The 17354-nt window shown below is 36.0% G+C and carries 19 protein-coding genes; 8 read left to right on the top strand and 11 right to left on the bottom strand.

Annotated elements, in window-relative coordinates; genetic code table 11:
* Positions 1-18: 18 nt before the first annotated feature.
* The 3 genes from ACZ76X_RS19950 to glpX all read right to left on the bottom strand — a co-directional run bounded on the left by ACZ76X_RS19950 (position 19) and on the right by glpX (position 2144).
* Positions 19-516 (bottom strand): cytoplasmic protein, encoded by a 498-nt coding sequence (locus ACZ76X_RS19950; RefSeq protein ID WP_479851466.1) that lies wholly within the window; start codon positions 514-516, stop codon positions 19-21.
* 373 nt (positions 517-889) lie between these two features.
* Complete coding sequence (locus ACZ76X_RS19955) at positions 890-1156, bottom strand: DUF3055 domain-containing protein (RefSeq protein WP_000392610.1); 267 nt, start codon at positions 1154-1156, stop codon at positions 890-892.
* Between the two features lie 16 nt (positions 1157-1172).
* Positions 1173-2144, bottom strand: a complete 972-nt coding sequence (gene glpX, locus ACZ76X_RS19960) for a class II fructose-bisphosphatase (RefSeq protein WP_479851467.1) — start codon at positions 2142-2144, stop codon at positions 1173-1175.
* Positions 2145-2291: 147 nt separating this feature from the next.
* Between glpX and ACZ76X_RS19965 the strand changes: the two genes are divergently transcribed.
* From ACZ76X_RS19965 to ACZ76X_RS19980, 4 genes are all read left to right on the top strand, one after another.
* On the top strand, positions 2292-2732 hold the full coding sequence (locus tag ACZ76X_RS19965; RefSeq protein WP_098668841.1) for a DUF86 domain-containing protein: 441 nt from the start codon (positions 2292-2294) through the stop codon (positions 2730-2732).
* A 79-nt stretch (positions 2733-2811) separates the two neighbouring features.
* Positions 2812-3444 (top strand): helix-turn-helix transcriptional regulator, encoded by a 633-nt coding sequence (locus ACZ76X_RS19970; RefSeq protein WP_479851468.1) that lies wholly within the window; start codon positions 2812-2814, stop codon positions 3442-3444.
* Between the two features lie 107 nt (positions 3445-3551).
* A complete protein-coding gene (locus ACZ76X_RS19975; RefSeq protein ID WP_001974289.1) occupies positions 3552-4316 on the top strand; it encodes a TIGR01457 family HAD-type hydrolase in 765 nt (254 codons plus the stop codon).
* 112 nt (positions 4317-4428) lie between these two features.
* Entirely contained in the window at positions 4429-4959 is a 531-nt protein-coding gene (locus ACZ76X_RS19980) for an iron ABC transporter substrate-binding protein (protein WP_479851469.1), read from the top strand.
* A gap of 32 nt (positions 4960-4991) precedes the next feature.
* Here the strand turns inward: ACZ76X_RS19980 and ACZ76X_RS19985 are convergent, their stop codons facing one another.
* A complete protein-coding gene (locus ACZ76X_RS19985; protein WP_479851470.1) occupies positions 4992-5573 on the bottom strand; it encodes an NAD(P)H-dependent oxidoreductase in 582 nt (193 codons plus the stop codon).
* Positions 5574-5794: 221 nt separating this feature from the next.
* Between ACZ76X_RS19985 and ACZ76X_RS19990 the strand changes: the two genes are divergently transcribed.
* A complete protein-coding gene (locus tag ACZ76X_RS19990; protein ID WP_479851471.1) occupies positions 5795-6583 on the top strand; it encodes an ABC transporter ATP-binding protein in 789 nt (262 codons plus the stop codon).
* Complete coding sequence (locus ACZ76X_RS19995; protein WP_479851472.1) at positions 6567-9140, top strand: FtsX-like permease family protein; 2574 nt, start codon at positions 6567-6569, stop codon at positions 9138-9140. Before ACZ76X_RS19990 ends, ACZ76X_RS19995 begins: the two co-directional genes overlap by 17 nt.
* 437 nt (positions 9141-9577) lie before the next feature.
* Here the strand turns inward: ACZ76X_RS19995 and ACZ76X_RS20000 are convergent, their stop codons facing one another.
* The 4 genes from ACZ76X_RS20000 to ACZ76X_RS20015 are packed head-to-tail and all read right to left on the bottom strand — an operon-like array spanning position 9578 to position 13902.
* Positions 9578-10393, bottom strand: coding sequence for an HAD family hydrolase (locus ACZ76X_RS20000; protein WP_479851473.1), 816 nt, complete (start codon positions 10391-10393; stop codon positions 9578-9580).
* Positions 10390-11502, bottom strand: a complete 1113-nt coding sequence (locus tag ACZ76X_RS20005) for a cysteine protease StiP family protein (RefSeq protein ID WP_479851474.1) — start codon at positions 11500-11502, stop codon at positions 10390-10392. Before ACZ76X_RS20005 ends, ACZ76X_RS20000 begins: the two co-directional genes overlap by 4 nt.
* Positions 11503-11507: 5 nt before the next feature.
* Positions 11508-12854, bottom strand: a complete 1347-nt coding sequence (locus tag ACZ76X_RS20010) for a phosphoribosyltransferase family protein (protein WP_479851475.1) — start codon at positions 12852-12854, stop codon at positions 11508-11510.
* Entirely contained in the window at positions 12799-13902 is a 1104-nt protein-coding gene (locus ACZ76X_RS20015) for an HpcH/HpaI aldolase/citrate lyase family protein (protein WP_479851476.1), read from the bottom strand. Before ACZ76X_RS20015 ends, ACZ76X_RS20010 begins: the two co-directional genes overlap by 56 nt.
* A 161-nt stretch (positions 13903-14063) precedes the next feature.
* On the opposite strand from ACZ76X_RS20015, the gene ACZ76X_RS20020 reads away from it, so the two are divergent.
* Positions 14064-14543: a GNAT family N-acetyltransferase gene (locus tag ACZ76X_RS20020; protein ID WP_479851477.1), complete on the top strand. Its 480-nt coding sequence runs from the start codon at positions 14064-14066 to the stop codon at positions 14541-14543.
* A gap of 176 nt (positions 14544-14719) precedes the next feature.
* On the opposite strand, the gene ACZ76X_RS20025 is transcribed toward ACZ76X_RS20020, so the two are convergent.
* Positions 14720-15211, bottom strand: coding sequence for a phosphatidylglycerophosphatase A family protein (locus ACZ76X_RS20025; protein WP_000665103.1), 492 nt, complete (start codon positions 15209-15211; stop codon positions 14720-14722).
* A gap of 120 nt (positions 15212-15331) precedes the next feature.
* Between ACZ76X_RS20025 and yutH the strand changes: the two genes are divergently transcribed.
* Positions 15332-16333, top strand: a complete 1002-nt coding sequence (yutH, locus tag ACZ76X_RS20030; protein WP_479851478.1) for a spore coat putative kinase YutH — start codon at positions 15332-15334, stop codon at positions 16331-16333.
* 58 nt (positions 16334-16391) lie between these two features.
* Here yutH and ACZ76X_RS20035 read toward each other — a convergent pair whose 3' ends face one another.
* Both ACZ76X_RS20035 and ACZ76X_RS20040 read right to left on the bottom strand, forming a co-directional pair.
* On the bottom strand, positions 16392-16607 hold the full coding sequence (locus tag ACZ76X_RS20035) for a carbonic anhydrase (RefSeq protein WP_479851479.1): 216 nt from the start codon (positions 16605-16607) through the stop codon (positions 16392-16394).
* A 318-nt stretch (positions 16608-16925) separates the two neighbouring features.
* The gene (locus tag ACZ76X_RS20040; RefSeq protein ID WP_000431159.1) at positions 16926-17162 is read right to left on the bottom strand and encodes a NifU family protein; all 237 of its coding nucleotides are present in this window, start codon (positions 17160-17162) and stop codon (positions 16926-16928) included.
* Positions 17163-17354: the final 192 nt, after the last annotated feature.

Genomic DNA, 17354 nt, shown 5'->3' on the forward strand with positions numbered 1-17354 from the left:
GTAAGAGGATTTTTTGCATTATAAACAAATCGAGATATAATCTCCTTCAGATAGTATTGTATTTGGTTTCATTTGTTGTCCGTTCAATTGAATATCTCCGTTTTTAATTTTATCCACAATGCGTGTACGGCTCCAGTCGGAAATATATGTGGATAAGGCTTTATCCATTCGGTGGGAACCGAAAACGAGGTCTAATACAATCGTAATTTCGGCTATGCCACTTTCTTTATGCTGTGTAATGGAAATGGTAGTAGTTGTTTCCGTTTGATCTTGCTGAGGCATATCGACTGTTTCCACATGATCAGTAAATGATTTATAAATACGAAGTTTTTGATTCCACGTATGATCTTTCGGACATTTATAAATGGCAAAGCGATATATGTTTTTTCCGTTGGCGTTATGCCTACGAATATTTGTGTCGGTAAATAGGGTAGTGCGTCTGCAATTTTTACAATACTTTTCGATTGTGTTTTGTTCATTTTCATATAAACTCCAAGAAAGTTGTACTTTCTGCATTTTCCTTCACCTCTTATAAGATTGGTAAAGGAACGTAATACAGCTATTTGGATGTCTTGTAGTATGAAGACATGAGAAATAGACAAAAATAAAAGGAGGTTCCCCAAAGAGGAACCTCCGTAAACATCATACTACAGATGCGTTACGCTCCTTTGTAATGGGAATGGGCAGACTACTCCCTTGAAAAAGCGTGGTGCTTTTTTGAGAGCAATGCTATCCAATTGCTGGTCCATTACAAAGTAAATGTTGGCATACGTAGATAACGTCCTTTCTATCCAAATAGAGTTATTCTTAATTATAACACAAAAGATTGAAAATTCAAAACTATTTTGGCGAAAAAACACCAGCTAAAACAGCTGGTGCCTAAGATAAATTATATAAGTTCAAATAAAAATGAGCGTAGTTCTTCTGCAATTTCTTCAGTCATAGAAAATGCGTGTTCTAAGTAGCCTGGTTCGTTTAAATCGTCAGTGCCGATGATTGCGAATTTATTGCGCTGCATATCAAGGACAATTGTTTTACCGTAATGACGATCAGAGTATAAAAGCGCTAAATCATGACGCTCATTTTCTCCCATAAAGCTAACGAAACGCGTTTTTGTAGCGACAGTATCGTCGTACAGAAAGAAACGTTCTTCCATACACATGGCTCCTTTATTAAATATCTAAGTTTAAGTGTGGCTTATGATCTAAATGGTGATGCGTTTTAATGAATCGTACTGTTCTTGTTTTATAACGCATTACGATAGAATATGTTTCAGCTAAATCTCCGCCAAGGAATTTCACGCCGTCTAATAATTCACCAGCAGATACACCAGTTGCTGAGAAGATTGCATCATCACCAGATACTAAATCTTCTAGCATTAGAAGTTGACGTGGGTCTTCTAATCCCATTTCACGACAACGAACTTCTTCTTCTTCGTTCATTGGAACTAAGCGAGCTTGCATTTCACCTTCAAGGCATTTTAATGCTGCTGCAGAAATAACACCTTCTGGAGCTCCACCAATACCTACGAATAAGTCGATACCTGTCCCAGGTAGTGCTGTTGCGATTGACGCACCAACATCACCATCACCAAATAATTTTACGCGTGCACCTTTTGCACGAACACGATCAATAATATCTTGATGACGTTCACGTTCTTGAACGATAACCGTTAGATCGCGAATCTTTTTATTGTTAGCTTCTGCTACAATTTCAATTGTTTTTTCAATTGGATCATCTAAGCTAATTTTACCAGCTGCTTTTGGACCAACCGCGATTTTTTCCATGTACATATCAGGAGCATGAAGAAGGTTTCCTTTATCTGCGATTGCGATAACTGCCATTGCATTTGCAAGACCTTTTGCAACGATGTTTGTACCTTCTAATGGGTCAACGGCGATGTCTACTTCTGGACCGTTACCTGTTCCTAGTTCTTCACCAATATACAGCATCGGTGCTTCATCAAGTTCTCCTTCACCAATTACAACTGTACCTGCCATGTTTACTGAATCAAACATATCACGCATTGCTGTAGTTGCTGCATCATCTGCTTCGTTTTTCTTTCCGCGGCCCATCCACTGTGCGGATGCTAATGCTGCTGCTTCTGTTACACGGACAATTTCTAGTGCGAGTTCACGTTCCAAGATTTCATTCCTCCAATTTCAAAAATCATACAAATATAACTATAACAAATAACGGAGAAAAGGTGAATTCGAAAAATTGTCGATTTTTTCAGAAGAAAGCGTTACAATTAAAATGTAAATGCTTTAATTTCCAGGTAGGTGACATTCATGTATTTTGTAGACAGAAAGAAAATAGAACAAATGCTAGTATGTTTAGAACGAGCAACAAATACATTTCAAGAGAAAAAGATATATGAAACCGAGTTTGAATTTTACGCATTAGAACGCATAGCTCATCTAATGATTGATACTGTATTAGATGTGGGGAATGCGATGATCGATGGATTTATTATGCGCGATCCAGGAAGTTATGAAGATATTATCGACATTTTGATGGACGAGCGAGTAATAAGTGCAGAAGAAGGACAAGGCATGAAAGAAGTGATTCTTCTTCGAAAAATGCTTACGCAAGATTATATTCAAATGAATCATGATGAATTATATAAGACGATTCAAAAACATATTGCAGTGGTAGAGAAATACCCAGCAAATATTCGCAGTTATTTAGAGAAGGAATTAGGGCCTGTATCTGCATTTGTACCAGAATAATTATGCTTATAAGATCCCCAAGGTACCTATTTGGGGATCTTATATTGTATGTGAGAAAGAAAAGGGAGAAGGTTGAAACATGGGGGAAGCACGTACGACGAAAGATGAAATTGTACAATTGTTGAAAGTAAAGGGAGAGCATACGGTAGCGGAACTAGCAGACATTTTAGAGATTACAGAAATGGCCATTCGAAGACATTTAAGTAATCTTGAGAAAGATGGTTTCATCTATTCCAAGATGGTAAGGCAACATGTCGGAAGACCAACTTATTTGTATGGATTAAGTGAAAAGGGAGAAGATACATTCCCGAAAGAGTATAAGCAATTTGCGATTGATATGCTAGAAGATTTAGCTCGAATGGGTGATGAAAAAATACTTCGCTACGTTTTAAAAGAGAGAACGAAGCGAATGGAAGAACAGTTGCAAAAACGAGTGAGTAATCAAAAGAATTTAGCATATAAAGTGCAAGAGATAGCGGCTATGCAAGAGAAAAATGGTTATATGGTTCAAATAAAGAGAGATGGAGAGAATTCTTTCGTAATTGAAAAACAAAACTGTCCGTTAAAGGAAATTGCAGAGAGATTCCCGCAAGTATGCGAAGATGAAAAAGAGATGTATAAGCGTTTATTTGCAGGAGCAGATGTAAAGACGTTAGCAAATATGTGTGAGGGCGATTGTAGTTGTTCTTACCAAGTAAAAGAGAAAAAATGAACGTTATGGGGCGCTTTTAGGTAAAGCGTTTTTTTCTTTGGAAAAAGCGGGTAATATAAGAGTGGTATGATAAGGTGAGAACGTTAGCATAGAAGGAGAGACATAATATGTATAAAGGTTACTTAATTGATTTAGACGGTACGATGTATCGCGGTGAAGAACAAATTGAAGAAGCGAGCGACTTCGTAAAAGCATTAGGAGAGCGCGGCATTCCTTATTTATTCGTTACGAATAACTCAACGCGTAAACCAGAACAAGTGGCAGAAAAACTTGTTCGTTTCGATATTCCAGCGAAAGCAGAGCAAGTATTCACAACGAGTATGGCGACTGCGAACTTCATTTATGAACGTAAACAAGACGCAACTGTATATATGATTGGTGAAGAAGGCTTGCATGATGCACTTGTGGAAAAGGGATTTGAACTTGTGGATGAAAATCCTGATTTCGTTGTTGTTGGTTTAGATCGTGACATCACATATGAAAAATTAGCAAAAGCTTGTCTTGCTGTACGTAACGGCGCAACGTTTATTTCTACAAATGGAGACATTGCTATTCCGACTGAGCGCGGATTATTACCAGGTAACGGTTCATTAACATCAGTTGTCGCAGTATCAACAGGTGTAGATCCAATCTTTATTGGAAAACCAGAATCAATCATTATGGAACAAGCTTTAAAAGTGCTTGGCATAGAAAAAGATGAAGCATTAATGGTTGGGGATAACTACGATACAGACATTTTAGCAGGAATAAATGCTGGTATGCATACCCTTCTTGTCCACACAGGAGTAACAACTGTGGAGAAGTTAACAGAATATGAAGTACAACCAACGCAAGTTGTGCATAACTTGACGGAGTGGATTGAGAAGATGTAATGAAATGCAGGTAACCGGAATGGGTTACCTGTTTTTTTTATGCATAATTGCATATTCGCTGTTGTTATATAAAATGTAAAATTTATATGTGATGATACAAGGGGGAATCAGCGTGTACTGGATGTCATGTATTATGTTTGTTTTTACATTATGTGTTTTGTTTTTTGTTCTATGGAGGATATATAAAATAAATGAAATGAAAAAAAGCGCAGGAAAACTCATTGCAATGTACCCTCGGGTGAAAAGACGTTGGATTGCATTACTTGGACCAGCATATTTCATTGGACAATGTATGTATATATATGCTCAGTACGTAAGTGGCGATATTGATACAGTTGAACAGTTTCTCATTCAGTCGGGTAGTTATGCTGTAGCAAGTTGTTTTATGACGTTAATAGCTATCCATCTTATTAAAAGTGTACATATATATGAAAAAGGCGTAGTAGACGGATTAAACTTTTATTCATACGAAGAATTAAAAGGCTATAAAACATCAACATGGGAGAATCCAAAAGAAAATATATTTTTATATCGCGGGCGAGAAAAAATGAATGACAATGTAAATTTACTTATTAGACAGGAAGATATGAATGAATTAGAAAGCATTCTTCAAAGATATATTCCGAAATTAATGATGAAATAAAAAACTCCGGTTTTAACAACCGGAGTTTTTTATTAGAATGCACGATTCACAACATCTTTAACTTCTTCAAGATATTGCTTACGCACACTATTATCCACAGAAGGAACACTCGTATAGAATGTATGCTCAATTGTTTCAATACCTGTAAACTCAAAGATACCAACATCTGTTGTTTTCTTCATTGCTTCAAACATACCGCCTGCTGTGTATGCCTCTTTCGTATTTCCCATTGTAGATAATAATAAGCCTTTTTTACCGCTTAATAACTTCTCAATACCATTTTCACCGTAAGCATAAGCGAAGCCGTGGCTAAATACACGGTCAACGTATCCTTTTAAAATAGCAGGAAGTCCCGCCCACCAAACTGGATAAATGAATGTAATGCTATCAGCCCAAGAGATATGCTCTTGCTCTTCTTTAATATCTTCTGGTGTGTTTCCTTGAGAAAATGAGATGAAATCGGAAGCGCCTAATACTGGGTTGAAGTGTAATTCGTATAAATCGCGAACGCGTACTTCATGACCTTTTTCTTCTAATTGACTTTTTACCGTTTCTAAAATCGCATGGTTGAAGCTTTCTGTATTTGGGTGTGCATAAACGATTACATGTTTCATTGTTCTTCCTCCTATTTGTGGATAGTTTTTTTATTTATGTAACTATTATGGTTACTTCTGTTGTGAGAGTCAACTTTTTTGACGTGAGAAATAAAGCGGAAATGTAATTAGATAATATGGGATACATGTTAATATGTGACAAAAAAATACAAAAAAGTAGGGATTTTGCATTCTGAATAGAATATATAGATTGGTAAATAGAGAGAGAAGGGGATTTTTGGATGAATATTATTGAAATTGAAAGGTTAGAAAAATCGTTTGATATTGGGGATAGTAAAGTAAAAATATTAAAAGGCATTAATCTTCAAATTCAAAAAGGAGATTTCGTCTGTATTATGGGGGCAAGTGGATCGGGTAAAACGACCTTACTTCAGTTGTTAGGTGGATTAGATATTCCGTCGGTAGGTAGTATTCGAGTTGATGGTACAGAGATTTCCACATTAAAAGAAAAAGAGCTCGCTTTATTTAGAAGGCATAAAATCGGTTTTATTTTTCAGCAGTTTAATTTGATTCCAGTGTTTAGTGCAGAAGAGAATGTAGGGTTACCGTTACTGTTAGATAATGTCTCGCAAAAGAAGGCAACGGTGACAGCAACTCGTTTATTAGAACTTGTTGGATTGAAGGGAAAAGAAAAACATTTACCAGCACAGTTATCAGGCGGGCAACAGCAAAGGGTTGCGATCGCAAGAGCTTTTGCAAATGAGCCGGCTATTATATTAGCAGATGAACCAACAGGGGCATTAGATTCGGAAAATAGCAAAAACATAATTGCGGCACTTCGCAATGCGTGTGATGAGTTAGGGCAAACAGCTGTTATTGTAACGCACGACCCGTTCGTAGCGGCTCATGCGGATAAAGTTGTTTTCTTAGTAGATGGTGAAGTAATTCATGAACACGCTGAAAGTAAAGGGTGGAAGTTTCGAAATATCCCACAACAAGTTACTCACATTCAAGAGATTATGAATCGCCACTTTAAAGTAGGGGGTAAAGGTGATGCGATGGGTAATTAAGTATGCAGTAAAATCGATGAAACAAAATTGGCTGCGAAATATGTTGATTGCTCTCGGTACAGCTTTAGGTGTTATGTTAGCGACGATGTTATTGCTAGGCAATCAATCAGTAGAGAAAAGTGTGAAGGAACAAGTCATAACCCGGTATGGAGATTATAATTTACAATTTGGCTATATAAAAAACGATATATATTTAAATAATGAAAGTTTAAAAGAAATAGATGGCTTAGAAAATGCTGAGAAAATATCAAAAGCACTTATACCATATCCTTTTCCGCATTATAAAGAGTTATCGGGAAAACCGTCCTATTGGGGTGTTGAGCAAGATTCTCCAGAAATGCATTCTTATAAAATAGTAGAAGGGCGATATCCGAAAGAAGATGCTGAAGTAGCACTGACAAAAGGGTATACAGATCGTGAAAATATAAGAGTAGGAGATACGATTAAGTTGCCATTCCCGCAGCATGGAGAAAAGACTGTGAAAGTTGTCGGGATTTTAAATCCGCCGTTAATGGCAGCAATGGGGCATAGTGCTTATTTTCCAATCCATTGGCTTCAAAAAGAATTAAATCTACCAAATCAATTCAATCTCGTTCAAGTGAAAACAGCCGATGTAAATGTGAAAAGAGCAATTGCTTTTGATGTACATAAAAAGATTGAGAATATAAAGGTGGACCAACGTACTTATGTTGATAAGGCATTTGAACGATTAAATGTAATGAAGCCGTTAATTTTTAGTTTAGGTGGTATTGCCTTATTTGTTGTAGCTCTTTTAATAATGGGAAGTTTCTTCTTATCTGTTAGAAGTCGATTTAAGCAGTGGGCATTATTACGTGCGCTCGGTAGTAACCCAAATCAAATTATATTAGTCGTTTTATTAGAGGCTTTATGCATCGGAGCAATTGGATCGCTAGCAGGAGTTATTCTTGGGGGAGGTACGCAAACAATCGCCGCATCTTTTATTAACAAATGGGTGAATATTGAGGGGGGAGGGAAAGCATCATTCTCGATTTCAGGTGAGATTCTACTCATTACGTTTTTACTAGGTATTGTTATGTCTGTCATAGGAGCTATTATACCTGCTTTCATGGTTAGAAAGATTCTACCAGTTCAAGCACTTCGGCCAGGTCTTCCTAGTAATGAGAAAAAAGAAAAAAGATGGAGTGCTTTTAGCCTTAGCACTTTAATCATTGGTACCGTTATTGGACTCACGGGTAGCATATTAGAGCAGTATATCGGTTTTAATCCAAGTGCGATAGGAGCGCTGTTATTTGCAGTTGGTTTGTTATTGGCCATTCCGTTATTTATTCGTGTAATAGCACCAGTGATTGCAAAACCGTTTCAAATGATATTACGAATTGAAACGACGATTAGTAGCCGGAATGTCATTCGTTATCGGAATAAGGCAGCTGTGTCGGTTGCTATACTAGCATTTGGTTTTATGTTAGCACTTGTTGGAACGATGTATGTAAATTCTATGTATGAAGGTATGAAAAAAGGGTTACAAAAACATTTACCAGCTGATTTAGTAATAAGAATTCCAATAGAGTCGCAAAGTACCGAAGTATTACCATTTAGTTGGATGGAGAAGATTAAAAAAATAGATGGTGTAGAAGAGAGCGTAGCAAATGTTACTGACTTTACAGCGAAGCTTATAAATTATGATTTTAAAAAAGCGGATCAAGAGTGGTATGAACATGCAAGGAAAAATGGTTTTGAATATGATGGGATAGAGGTTGTGGGGAATGATATTGTTGCTTATCAAAAAGTAACGAAAGCGAAAGTGATTACAGGACAAGAGTTAAATAAGCTATTACAAGATGGTGAGGGAGTCGTTACGAAGAGAACTGCTAAAACATTAGGGATTCAGTTGCATGATACAATTGAAGTACAAGGAAAAGGGAAAGAAAAACAAACGATTAAGGTCGTTTCGATTATTGAGCAAGGATTAAGGTTAAGAGGATTAGATATTTTTGTAAATGAACAATGGGCTCGTGATAAGTTTCATGTACAAGGATATGAGGCAATTCAAATTATGACTAATTCGAATCAATCATTTGAAGCAATTAAGAAGCAAGTAAAAGAAATTACAAAGAATAAAGAGAATGTAGAAGTTATAAATAGTTATGATTTATTGAAAGAACAAGAGCAGTTATTATCGCAAATGATGATGTTAATTCGCTTGTTAGTTGTAATTGTTTTCATTATTTCTGGTATAGGATTAATGAATGCAATTGTCGCAAGTTTGCATGAAAGACGTGCTGAAATTAGTATGATTCGTGCGGTAGGAGCTATTCCGAAGCAAATGAGACGGATCGTTTTATTGGAAGGAACTTTACTTGGAGCGATAGCTGGTTGTATCGGCATCTTTGGTGGGATTCTATTTAGCTATATCGTGTTATCAAGCTTAGAGTTAACGGTTATTATTATTCCGTATAATCAAGTTGTCATACTGGCTCTAGCTAGCGTGATGCTCGGAGCAGGCGCAGCACTGATTGCTTCATTACAAGTAAGAAAGTTTAAATTAAGTGATACTTTAAAGGAGTTATCAGCATAAAAAATTGCTATACCCCGCTCATACAAAGAACAAAGAAAACAAATAAAATGATGACAATACCAATGCCGAAGTTAAATACGAGAGTACTATCCATATTATGTAACCTCCTTGTTTGAAAGTAAAAAGCACTCTAGCCAAGAGTGCTTTTTTATTTTGAGTCTACTTCAAAACTTTGAGAAAAGGACTCATGCATGTAAAGAGTTACATTATTTTATGTGTCTATGCTTTGAAATGAGTAAGTCCTTGTGAGGTATAGAAAAAAAGACACTCTTTAGAGTGTCTTTCATGATGACAAAATGTGCCAATTGCTTGAGTTTGATAAGGCGCTAATATCCGTTTTAACGCCTTTTCTTTGATCAAGAAGTGTAGCAACAGCGATTTAGATAAATTGTACCATTTGATTTATAAGTATGCGTATGCAATTGTGCATATTTTAATTATGAGGTAGGTAATGAACTATGAATAATTTGAAGGGATTTACTTACGATTTCTTCTGCGGCATATATGCCAATTGCATCTGTTTTTATAATCTGGGGTTGTAAATGATTATATGTTGTCCCTAATTCACCGTGAAGTGGTGCGAAGGCATAGTTAGCTTTTTCAAGCATGCATAAATCAAGTAAAGAATCTCCAGCGGTAATAATAGTGTCTATTTGTAGCACTTCTTTTATATATTGCACGGCATCCCATTTGTTAATAGGCTTCGGTACAAAATATAATTTTCTACCTTGAAGTGAATGAGCCCACCCTTGTTTGTCTAACCAAGAAATGAAGGATGTTAATTCATCATAAGGAATGTTCTCCCGTTTAATGATGCAATAGTGGAATAAATCATCAGCTGTTTTTTGTGATATAACCCAATCTTTATGAGCGATTTGTGTAAATTCCTTTAGTATATCGTTTCTCTCTAAACATTCTGCTGAAAGTCTTTTTTTTATTTCTTTGTTCCAAGTAACATCTTGCTTGCCGTTATGAAGGATATTACCGCCGTTACTCGTAATGGCATATTCAGGAATGATTTCATTTTGGAATAAAACAATACGCTGAAACTGTTCAATCGTTCTTGTTGTAACTGGGATAAAATATGAATGCAGTTGCAATTTTTTTAGTAGTGAAATGGTTTTATGTGATATGAAAGAAATTTCTTTTCCGTCTAAAGTTTCAATGAGTTGAATTGACTCATCTTCTATATGGGCACGAAATGATTTTCGGGAATAAATAAGTGTCTGATCAAGATCACTAGCGAAAATCATATCGTTTCCCTCCTAAGAGGCTTAATGAGCCCGCAACATGAATACGTCATATCCTCATATACTTCAATAGGGACATTCCTTTCTTTAGCAAGAAGTAAAATATGCCTTAAATCGGGATTGTTTTGCTTACGGATTAAAATTTTCCATGGTATTCTTCGGAGTAATACGCGAGTTGTTTCACCGACTCCTGGTTTAATTAAGTTAATATCGTCAATTTCAAAGTGAGTTTGGATAGACTGTATATCTTTTAATCCTTGCCAAGATGGATCGGTGTATGTTGAAGCGATATGATGTAATTGATTATCTATATGAGAATGAACAGAAGGGAATAAATCTGTTACTTCATCGATGAAGAAATTTGATAAATCTTCTTGTTCTAGCTCTTTATAATATTTAACACCATGAAAATCATTTGGGCCAATATAGGTGTCATTTAGTACAGTACGGCTAATTAGTCCAGAGACGGTTGCATTTAAGCAAGCGCTAGGGATAAGAAAATCTTCGCGTGTACCGTAAATTGAAGTACAGTAACCTGAATCAGCAAGTACAGCCATACAATGAGAAAGGTGTGTGTTATTTCTCTCGTTAAATGTATGTACTGCATGTTCCAATTCCTTTTTTATTGCACCCTTTCCAGTCCACCCATCAATGAATTGAATTGTTTCTTTAGGGTGATGTTCTAAAATATAGTGAAGTGCATTTTCATCGATACCGCGTCCGCGAATAATGGAAATGCAATAGTGAGGTACATCAAGGTTATATTGATAGCGTATATAGCGTTTTATAAGAATACCGATTGGTGTACCAGCACGAGCTAATGAGACGAGGACAAGATTCGTTCCTTTAGTCTGTATAATTTGTTCAGCAACAACTACAACTGCGGTTGCTAGTTTGTGCTTGTATTGTTGCAGGGAGGAAAAGAATAAATCCATATATGCTTTAGATGGTTTATATTCTACTGGTAACATTTCAGAATAATGTGTACCAGCTTGAATTGCCTGTTCTCTCGTTTCTGTGGAACTTTCTTTCATTAAATCACTAATATCTTTTAATAGAAAAATAGCATCATCTGGATCGTAACTACTAATATGGGAATTTAATTTTATCATAATTATCAACCTTCCTTTTCTATGCTATTTGAAAATGAGACAATATGAATACAGGGAATAACCGTTTGTAACTGATGTAGAAGAGGAAATAGAGCTTCTTCTCCTACATCACGTTCCATAAAAACAAATACTTCATCGTAATCATGGGGGGAAATATTATAAAAGTAATTTGTAATAGTAGAATCTTCAGGACTTGGATATGGGAAATGATTATGAATGGCGTAGTTCATATCATTTGAAACAGGGTGGATCGGACTTCGTGTTGTAGATTGATATAAAATATTTTCACCCATTGCAGCAGCGATTTTCATTGGAATATACATAAATTCACCCGTTCCGAGGCAGAGTGTTCGTTTTCCAATTCTTTTTCTTTGTAACGTTTTTCCTGCTTCTTGAGTAAAAGAATGAATGTGCTTTTGTTCATATGATGAAATACCAAAGCGCCCAGTATATTTTATGTAATCTAATGTATAGGGTAATGTTGGACAAGTAATGGTATGTTTTTTGAAATAAGGTTTTGTTTCTTCAGTTTGTATAGTTGGTTTTGAAATATTCAACGGTTGGTCAGTTGTATGAATGATTCCTTCTAATAAAGAAATAACATGAATTTTTATTTGAAGTTCTTCTTCTAGTTGTTTAAATTGTCTTCTATTAGTATTAGAACGCCAGTCTAATAAAGAAGCAATGGTATATTCTTCTCGTGGAAATTGCTGTTGAATGGACCTGATAATATTTAGTGCGGTTTTTCCGGTTGTCATCTCATCATCTACGAGAACGATTGGATTGTTGTTTTGAAAAAAACTCTTATCGACATAACAACGGTGTGATGTTGCATGGGAATGTTCTTCCTCAAATGTAATGACAGATTCGAGATTGGGTATCGATTCCCTAGTTGTATGTACATACTTTGCATTTTGAAAGCATTGAAACATAGAATGGCCAAGTGCTGTTGCTGTTTCAGCGAATCCGATAAATAACACTTCTTCTTGCAAGGGATATTGATAATGAAATACTTCTTCTGGAATTTCATCAACTTCTAATGAAATAAGATTTAAAATTTCTTTTTGAAACGGATGAAAAGTATGATCTAGTATTTCCATATATCTTGCAGCAAGGGCAAACCCACTTGCTAGAGAGACTGCAGGTTTAATAGGAAGATGCTTTCCAAGAATTGTACTCACAAATAAAAAACTCCGCTTCTTATTTATCCTCGCCGCCATTTGAAAAAGATTATCTAACGCTAAATTATATGGATTATCACGTACTTCTACATGAACTTTTATAGTATTTAAAACGTTATACGTGTTGTTTTGCGTTTGTAATAAGGAGATCGGTAAATTGTTTGTTTTCATGTAGCACCCCGTAAATATTAGATTTTAAAATGGTTTTGCGAGCCCAGTTATAATGAGGCTTTACTTCATTCATTTTGTTAGCAAAACTGCTTTTTAACACTCCGTTATACGTATCTACATTTTGTAGAATTGACCTTGCGTCTAAATAATCCTCCATTGTGACAATGTGCATTGCTTGTACAACTTTAATATGAGATGGGTGAATAACTGTCTTTCCGATTAATCCATTTGCATGGTCAAGCGATACCTCTTGAATGAGCCCTTCTTCGTAATCATTAGAAAAATATTCCCATACACATCCTGAAATAACATATTCATTTGTAGCTCTGGAGAAAATATTAATAATGTCTGAAATACAATCACGAACAACAGTAATATGATAGATTGGTGTGTATTTATTACGCCGAATACCAAATATACTTGAAAAATCAGTGGCACCAATACGTACATTTAAGATGTAATCACGATAGGAATCTAGTAAATCTTTTATTTGTAATAAGGACTCTAAGCGTGTTTCTTTATACATAATTTCTGGTGATTCTAGAATCGGCATTCCATAAAGGGATAATGAATATAGCTCGTTTATATATGCAAGCTGGTCGATATAAGTCTTTCCATTAACGTGTGTGAATTTTGGAAAGACGAAGCCACATAAGCAATGAACAGCACTACCTAATTCGGTAATAATTGTCTTCATTTGACTTGGCTGTCGAACTCTAATAAAAAGAAGTGGAATGTCTGATTGACTTAGTATGTTGGCACTGACTAAGTTGGCGATTTGCTGTATTTGAACGACGATGTTTTGCTCTGCAAGTTTTACTTCCTCATCACTGATAGAGTCTTCTAGACAAAGAATCATCGAGATAGCTTCCACATGTTTTTTTCTAATTATATCTTCCGCGATCGTTTCTTTCGTACCAGGAGTATACAGTGTAGCCCCTAATGCGTACGCTAATTGCTCTTTCTCTATACTTTTTGAAAAACTAAGAGGTTCTTTATAGAAAAAATTTTGACGTTCTTCTAAGGAGAGATAAGAAAAGTAATTCAAATTGTCACCACCTTATTTCAAATAATTCTGTTTAATCGTAACATAATAAGAAAAATCTTCCATAAAAATGAAGTGATAAATTTTAAAAATATATTGAGAAAGATGAATTATAAGATGGATATCGAATAGTGTTAGTAGAAATATAATAGGGGGAGAGAAAGATGGATATACATAAGTTAACGGTAGAAGAAGCAAATGAGATAAATACGTGGACGTACGAAGAACCTTATAATTTATACAGTTTTTCAGGCGAGGAAGAAGTAATAGAAGAATTATTAGATGGGACGTATTATGGTTGTTGTGATGATAAGGGAGAGTTTATCGGCTATTTTTGTTTTGGGGAAAATGCACAAGTGCCGGGGGGAAGAGATGCTCATTTATATGGTGGAGAAGATGTAATTGATATCGGACTTGGCATGAAGCCGGCGTTAACAGGGAAAGGGCTGGGGAAAATGTTTTTTCAAGCTGGGATAGCCTTTGCTGTTAAAGAATGTAAGCCGAAAACGTTTCGACTTAGTGTAGCGACATTTAATACAAGGGCGATTACGCTTTATAAAAACATAGGTTTTCAGCAAGGCCCTATTTTTTTGAGCCGTGGAAAAGAATTTATGCTTATGGAATACGAAAGACCGTCAGTATGAAACTGACGGTCTTTCATGTTTTATCCCGCTTTAATGGGCAGTAAGACCCCCACCTCAAAATGCAGCGAAAGCAAAGAAGTTAGGTGGGGGGCGGGCTGCCCATTAAAGTCCGATTGGTGAGGGCTGATAATCAGTGGGGGATGAAGAAAACCCCCACTGATTAAAGTTTCACTTTATTATTCCGAATGCTCAGCTCTGTGCGCTAAGCGGCTTGAAGCAGCAGCAGCAATTCCGCCAACGATATCATCAAGGAATGTATGCACTTTTCCAGTTGATTTATCATTTAAGTATTCTAAAATACCAGGTTTTAATTTATCGATATATCCAAAGTTCGTGAAACCGATAGAGCCGTACACATTAACGATAGAAAGTGCGATCACTTCATCAATTCCGTATAAGCCTTCATCACGTTTTACGATATCTTGTAACGGTTCGCTTAACATTCCTTTTTCAGCAAGGACATCGAGTTCGATACCAGTAATCAGTGCGTTTTGTACTTCACGTTTTGATAATACACGCTCAACGTTATAACGGCATTCTGACATCTCTAAATTTGGATGATATTTTTTTTGAAGAAAATGAACAAGCTCAGCAATATCGTCAATTGTTACACCGCGCTCTTGTAATAGTTGTAATGCTCTTTCTTGTAGTTGATTTGATTCTTTCATGTTTATCACCTTTTTTTCTTTTTAGTATTTGTATACGTTTCGTTGCTTTATCACGTGCATAGGAATGAAAGGCGAGCACAAGCTCATATATATAAAGAAAAACCATAGGTGGCGAATGCGATGATTCATCATATTTATGAGCATTATCATATGCATGTTAAAGAATTAATCCCCCTTGGCCCCTATAAAAGCTTTTGGATTCGCAACAAAATTTATGTACTTGTTCCAATTGGAGAAATGGAGGAAGAAGTACTTGTAGAGATGAAAAAGCTCAGTGACTATATGAACCAGCAAGGGGATATAACTGTAGCGACTTTCGTTCCGACTATACACGGCTACTATGTAAGTGAGATAGAAGAACAAAATTACTGCTTATTAAAAGGTATGCGTGCGTTAGAACGACATGCTACATCATTAGGAAGTGAGCTTTCTATATTCCATAAACGAGGTGCTTTTTTTCCGGAAGAGATCGAACAATTAAGCCGTATTGGTGAATGGAAAGCGTTATGGGAAAAAAGGCTCGACCAATTAGAAAAGTTTTGGCAATCACAAGTGATGAACCACCCTACAGACGTATTCGATCAATTGTTTATTGAATCCTTCCCGTATTACTTAGGAGTTGCAGAAAATGCCATTCAATATGTTGTTGATACAGAGATGGATGATACGCCGCAACTAACTGATGCAGCAACCATTTGCCAAGAACGATTCACACCTTTATTATGGCATCAAACGAAGCGTCTCAAACTTCCTTTTGATTGGGTATATGATCACCCAACTCGAGATATGGCAGAATTAATCCGCTATATGATGATAGAAAAAAAGAAAGACTGGGAGCAAACAATCGTTCAATTTGTTACAGATTACGAACGAAATTATTCGCTATCCTCATTTGGTTGGCGCTTATTATTTGCAAGGCTCCTGTTCCCACTTCACTATTTCGAAACAGTCGAACGATATTACCAAACGGGAAACGAAGAACAAAAAAGCATATATAGAGATCGCTTAGAAGTCATTTTACACGATGTGAACCGCTCTGAGCAATTTATGAAGCACTTTTATGGATCACTTCGTTTACCAGTTGATAAGCTCGGGATTAGAAAATTAGATTGGCTGTCTTAAAATGAAAAAAGAGACCGGGTGAGGTCTCTTTTTTTATACTACAATTGTATGTAATACATTATGCCCCTACTTGTTGATCTGCACATATATTTAAAATGAATTGATGTTGTTCGATTTTTTCATTTACTTTACTTAATAATTCTTGCTGGATTTCTTTAAATAAAAATTGGTAGCTCGCATTCCACGTTGGTATAACGGATGAAAGGTCTAATAAATATTCTTTTTTCTTTTCTAGTTCTTGAATTGTTAAAAAAGTGTTTCTCATTCTTGGCATGTGTCGTCCCCCTATGTTTTTTACTTTATATGTGTGAACGATTCACTATATAGTATCAATTATCTCATTTTTTGAGAAGGATTTCCAATTTTGTTTTATGATGTTAAAGGAGAAGTATGATTTGAATAAAAAAAAGAGACCCATTTGGGTCTCTTTCTAGGAAGCGATTCTGAACGAGCCGCTGCCGCTTTTAGATTAATATCTAGCTCCAGCGGCTAAAATGTTCGGTGGCTTCGCTTCTTCCGCCGAGGCAAAAAACGCCTCTATGTCAGAAGCTCCATCCCCCTCACATTTTAAACGAGCCGCTGCCGCTTTTAATTAAAATACTTGTTCTACTTCAATAACGCCTGGTACTTCTTCAAGTAATGCGCGTTCGATACCAGCTTTTAGTGTGATTGTAGAACTTGGGCAGCTTCCGCATGCACCCATAAGGCGTAATTTTACGATACCTTCTTCAATGTCTACTAATTCAACGTCTCCGCCATCGCGAAGTAAGAATGGACGTAATTTATCTAATACTTCTAGTACTTGTTCTTGCATATGTGGGTTTTCCATTTTTATCGACTCCTTTCATCAGTTTTATTATAATCAAGATAGAGGGGAAAATCTATTTTTTCTGTTCTTGTTTTAATGTCGAAATTTTTTATCATGTTTACAACGTGTTTTTTCAGTATAGGGGTATGGAATAAGTTTGTAAAATGATGTGCTTATGCACTAATACATCTGAATATACTGTTGAAACAAGAA

The organism is Bacillus sp. BC05(2025) (assembly GCF_056725905.1).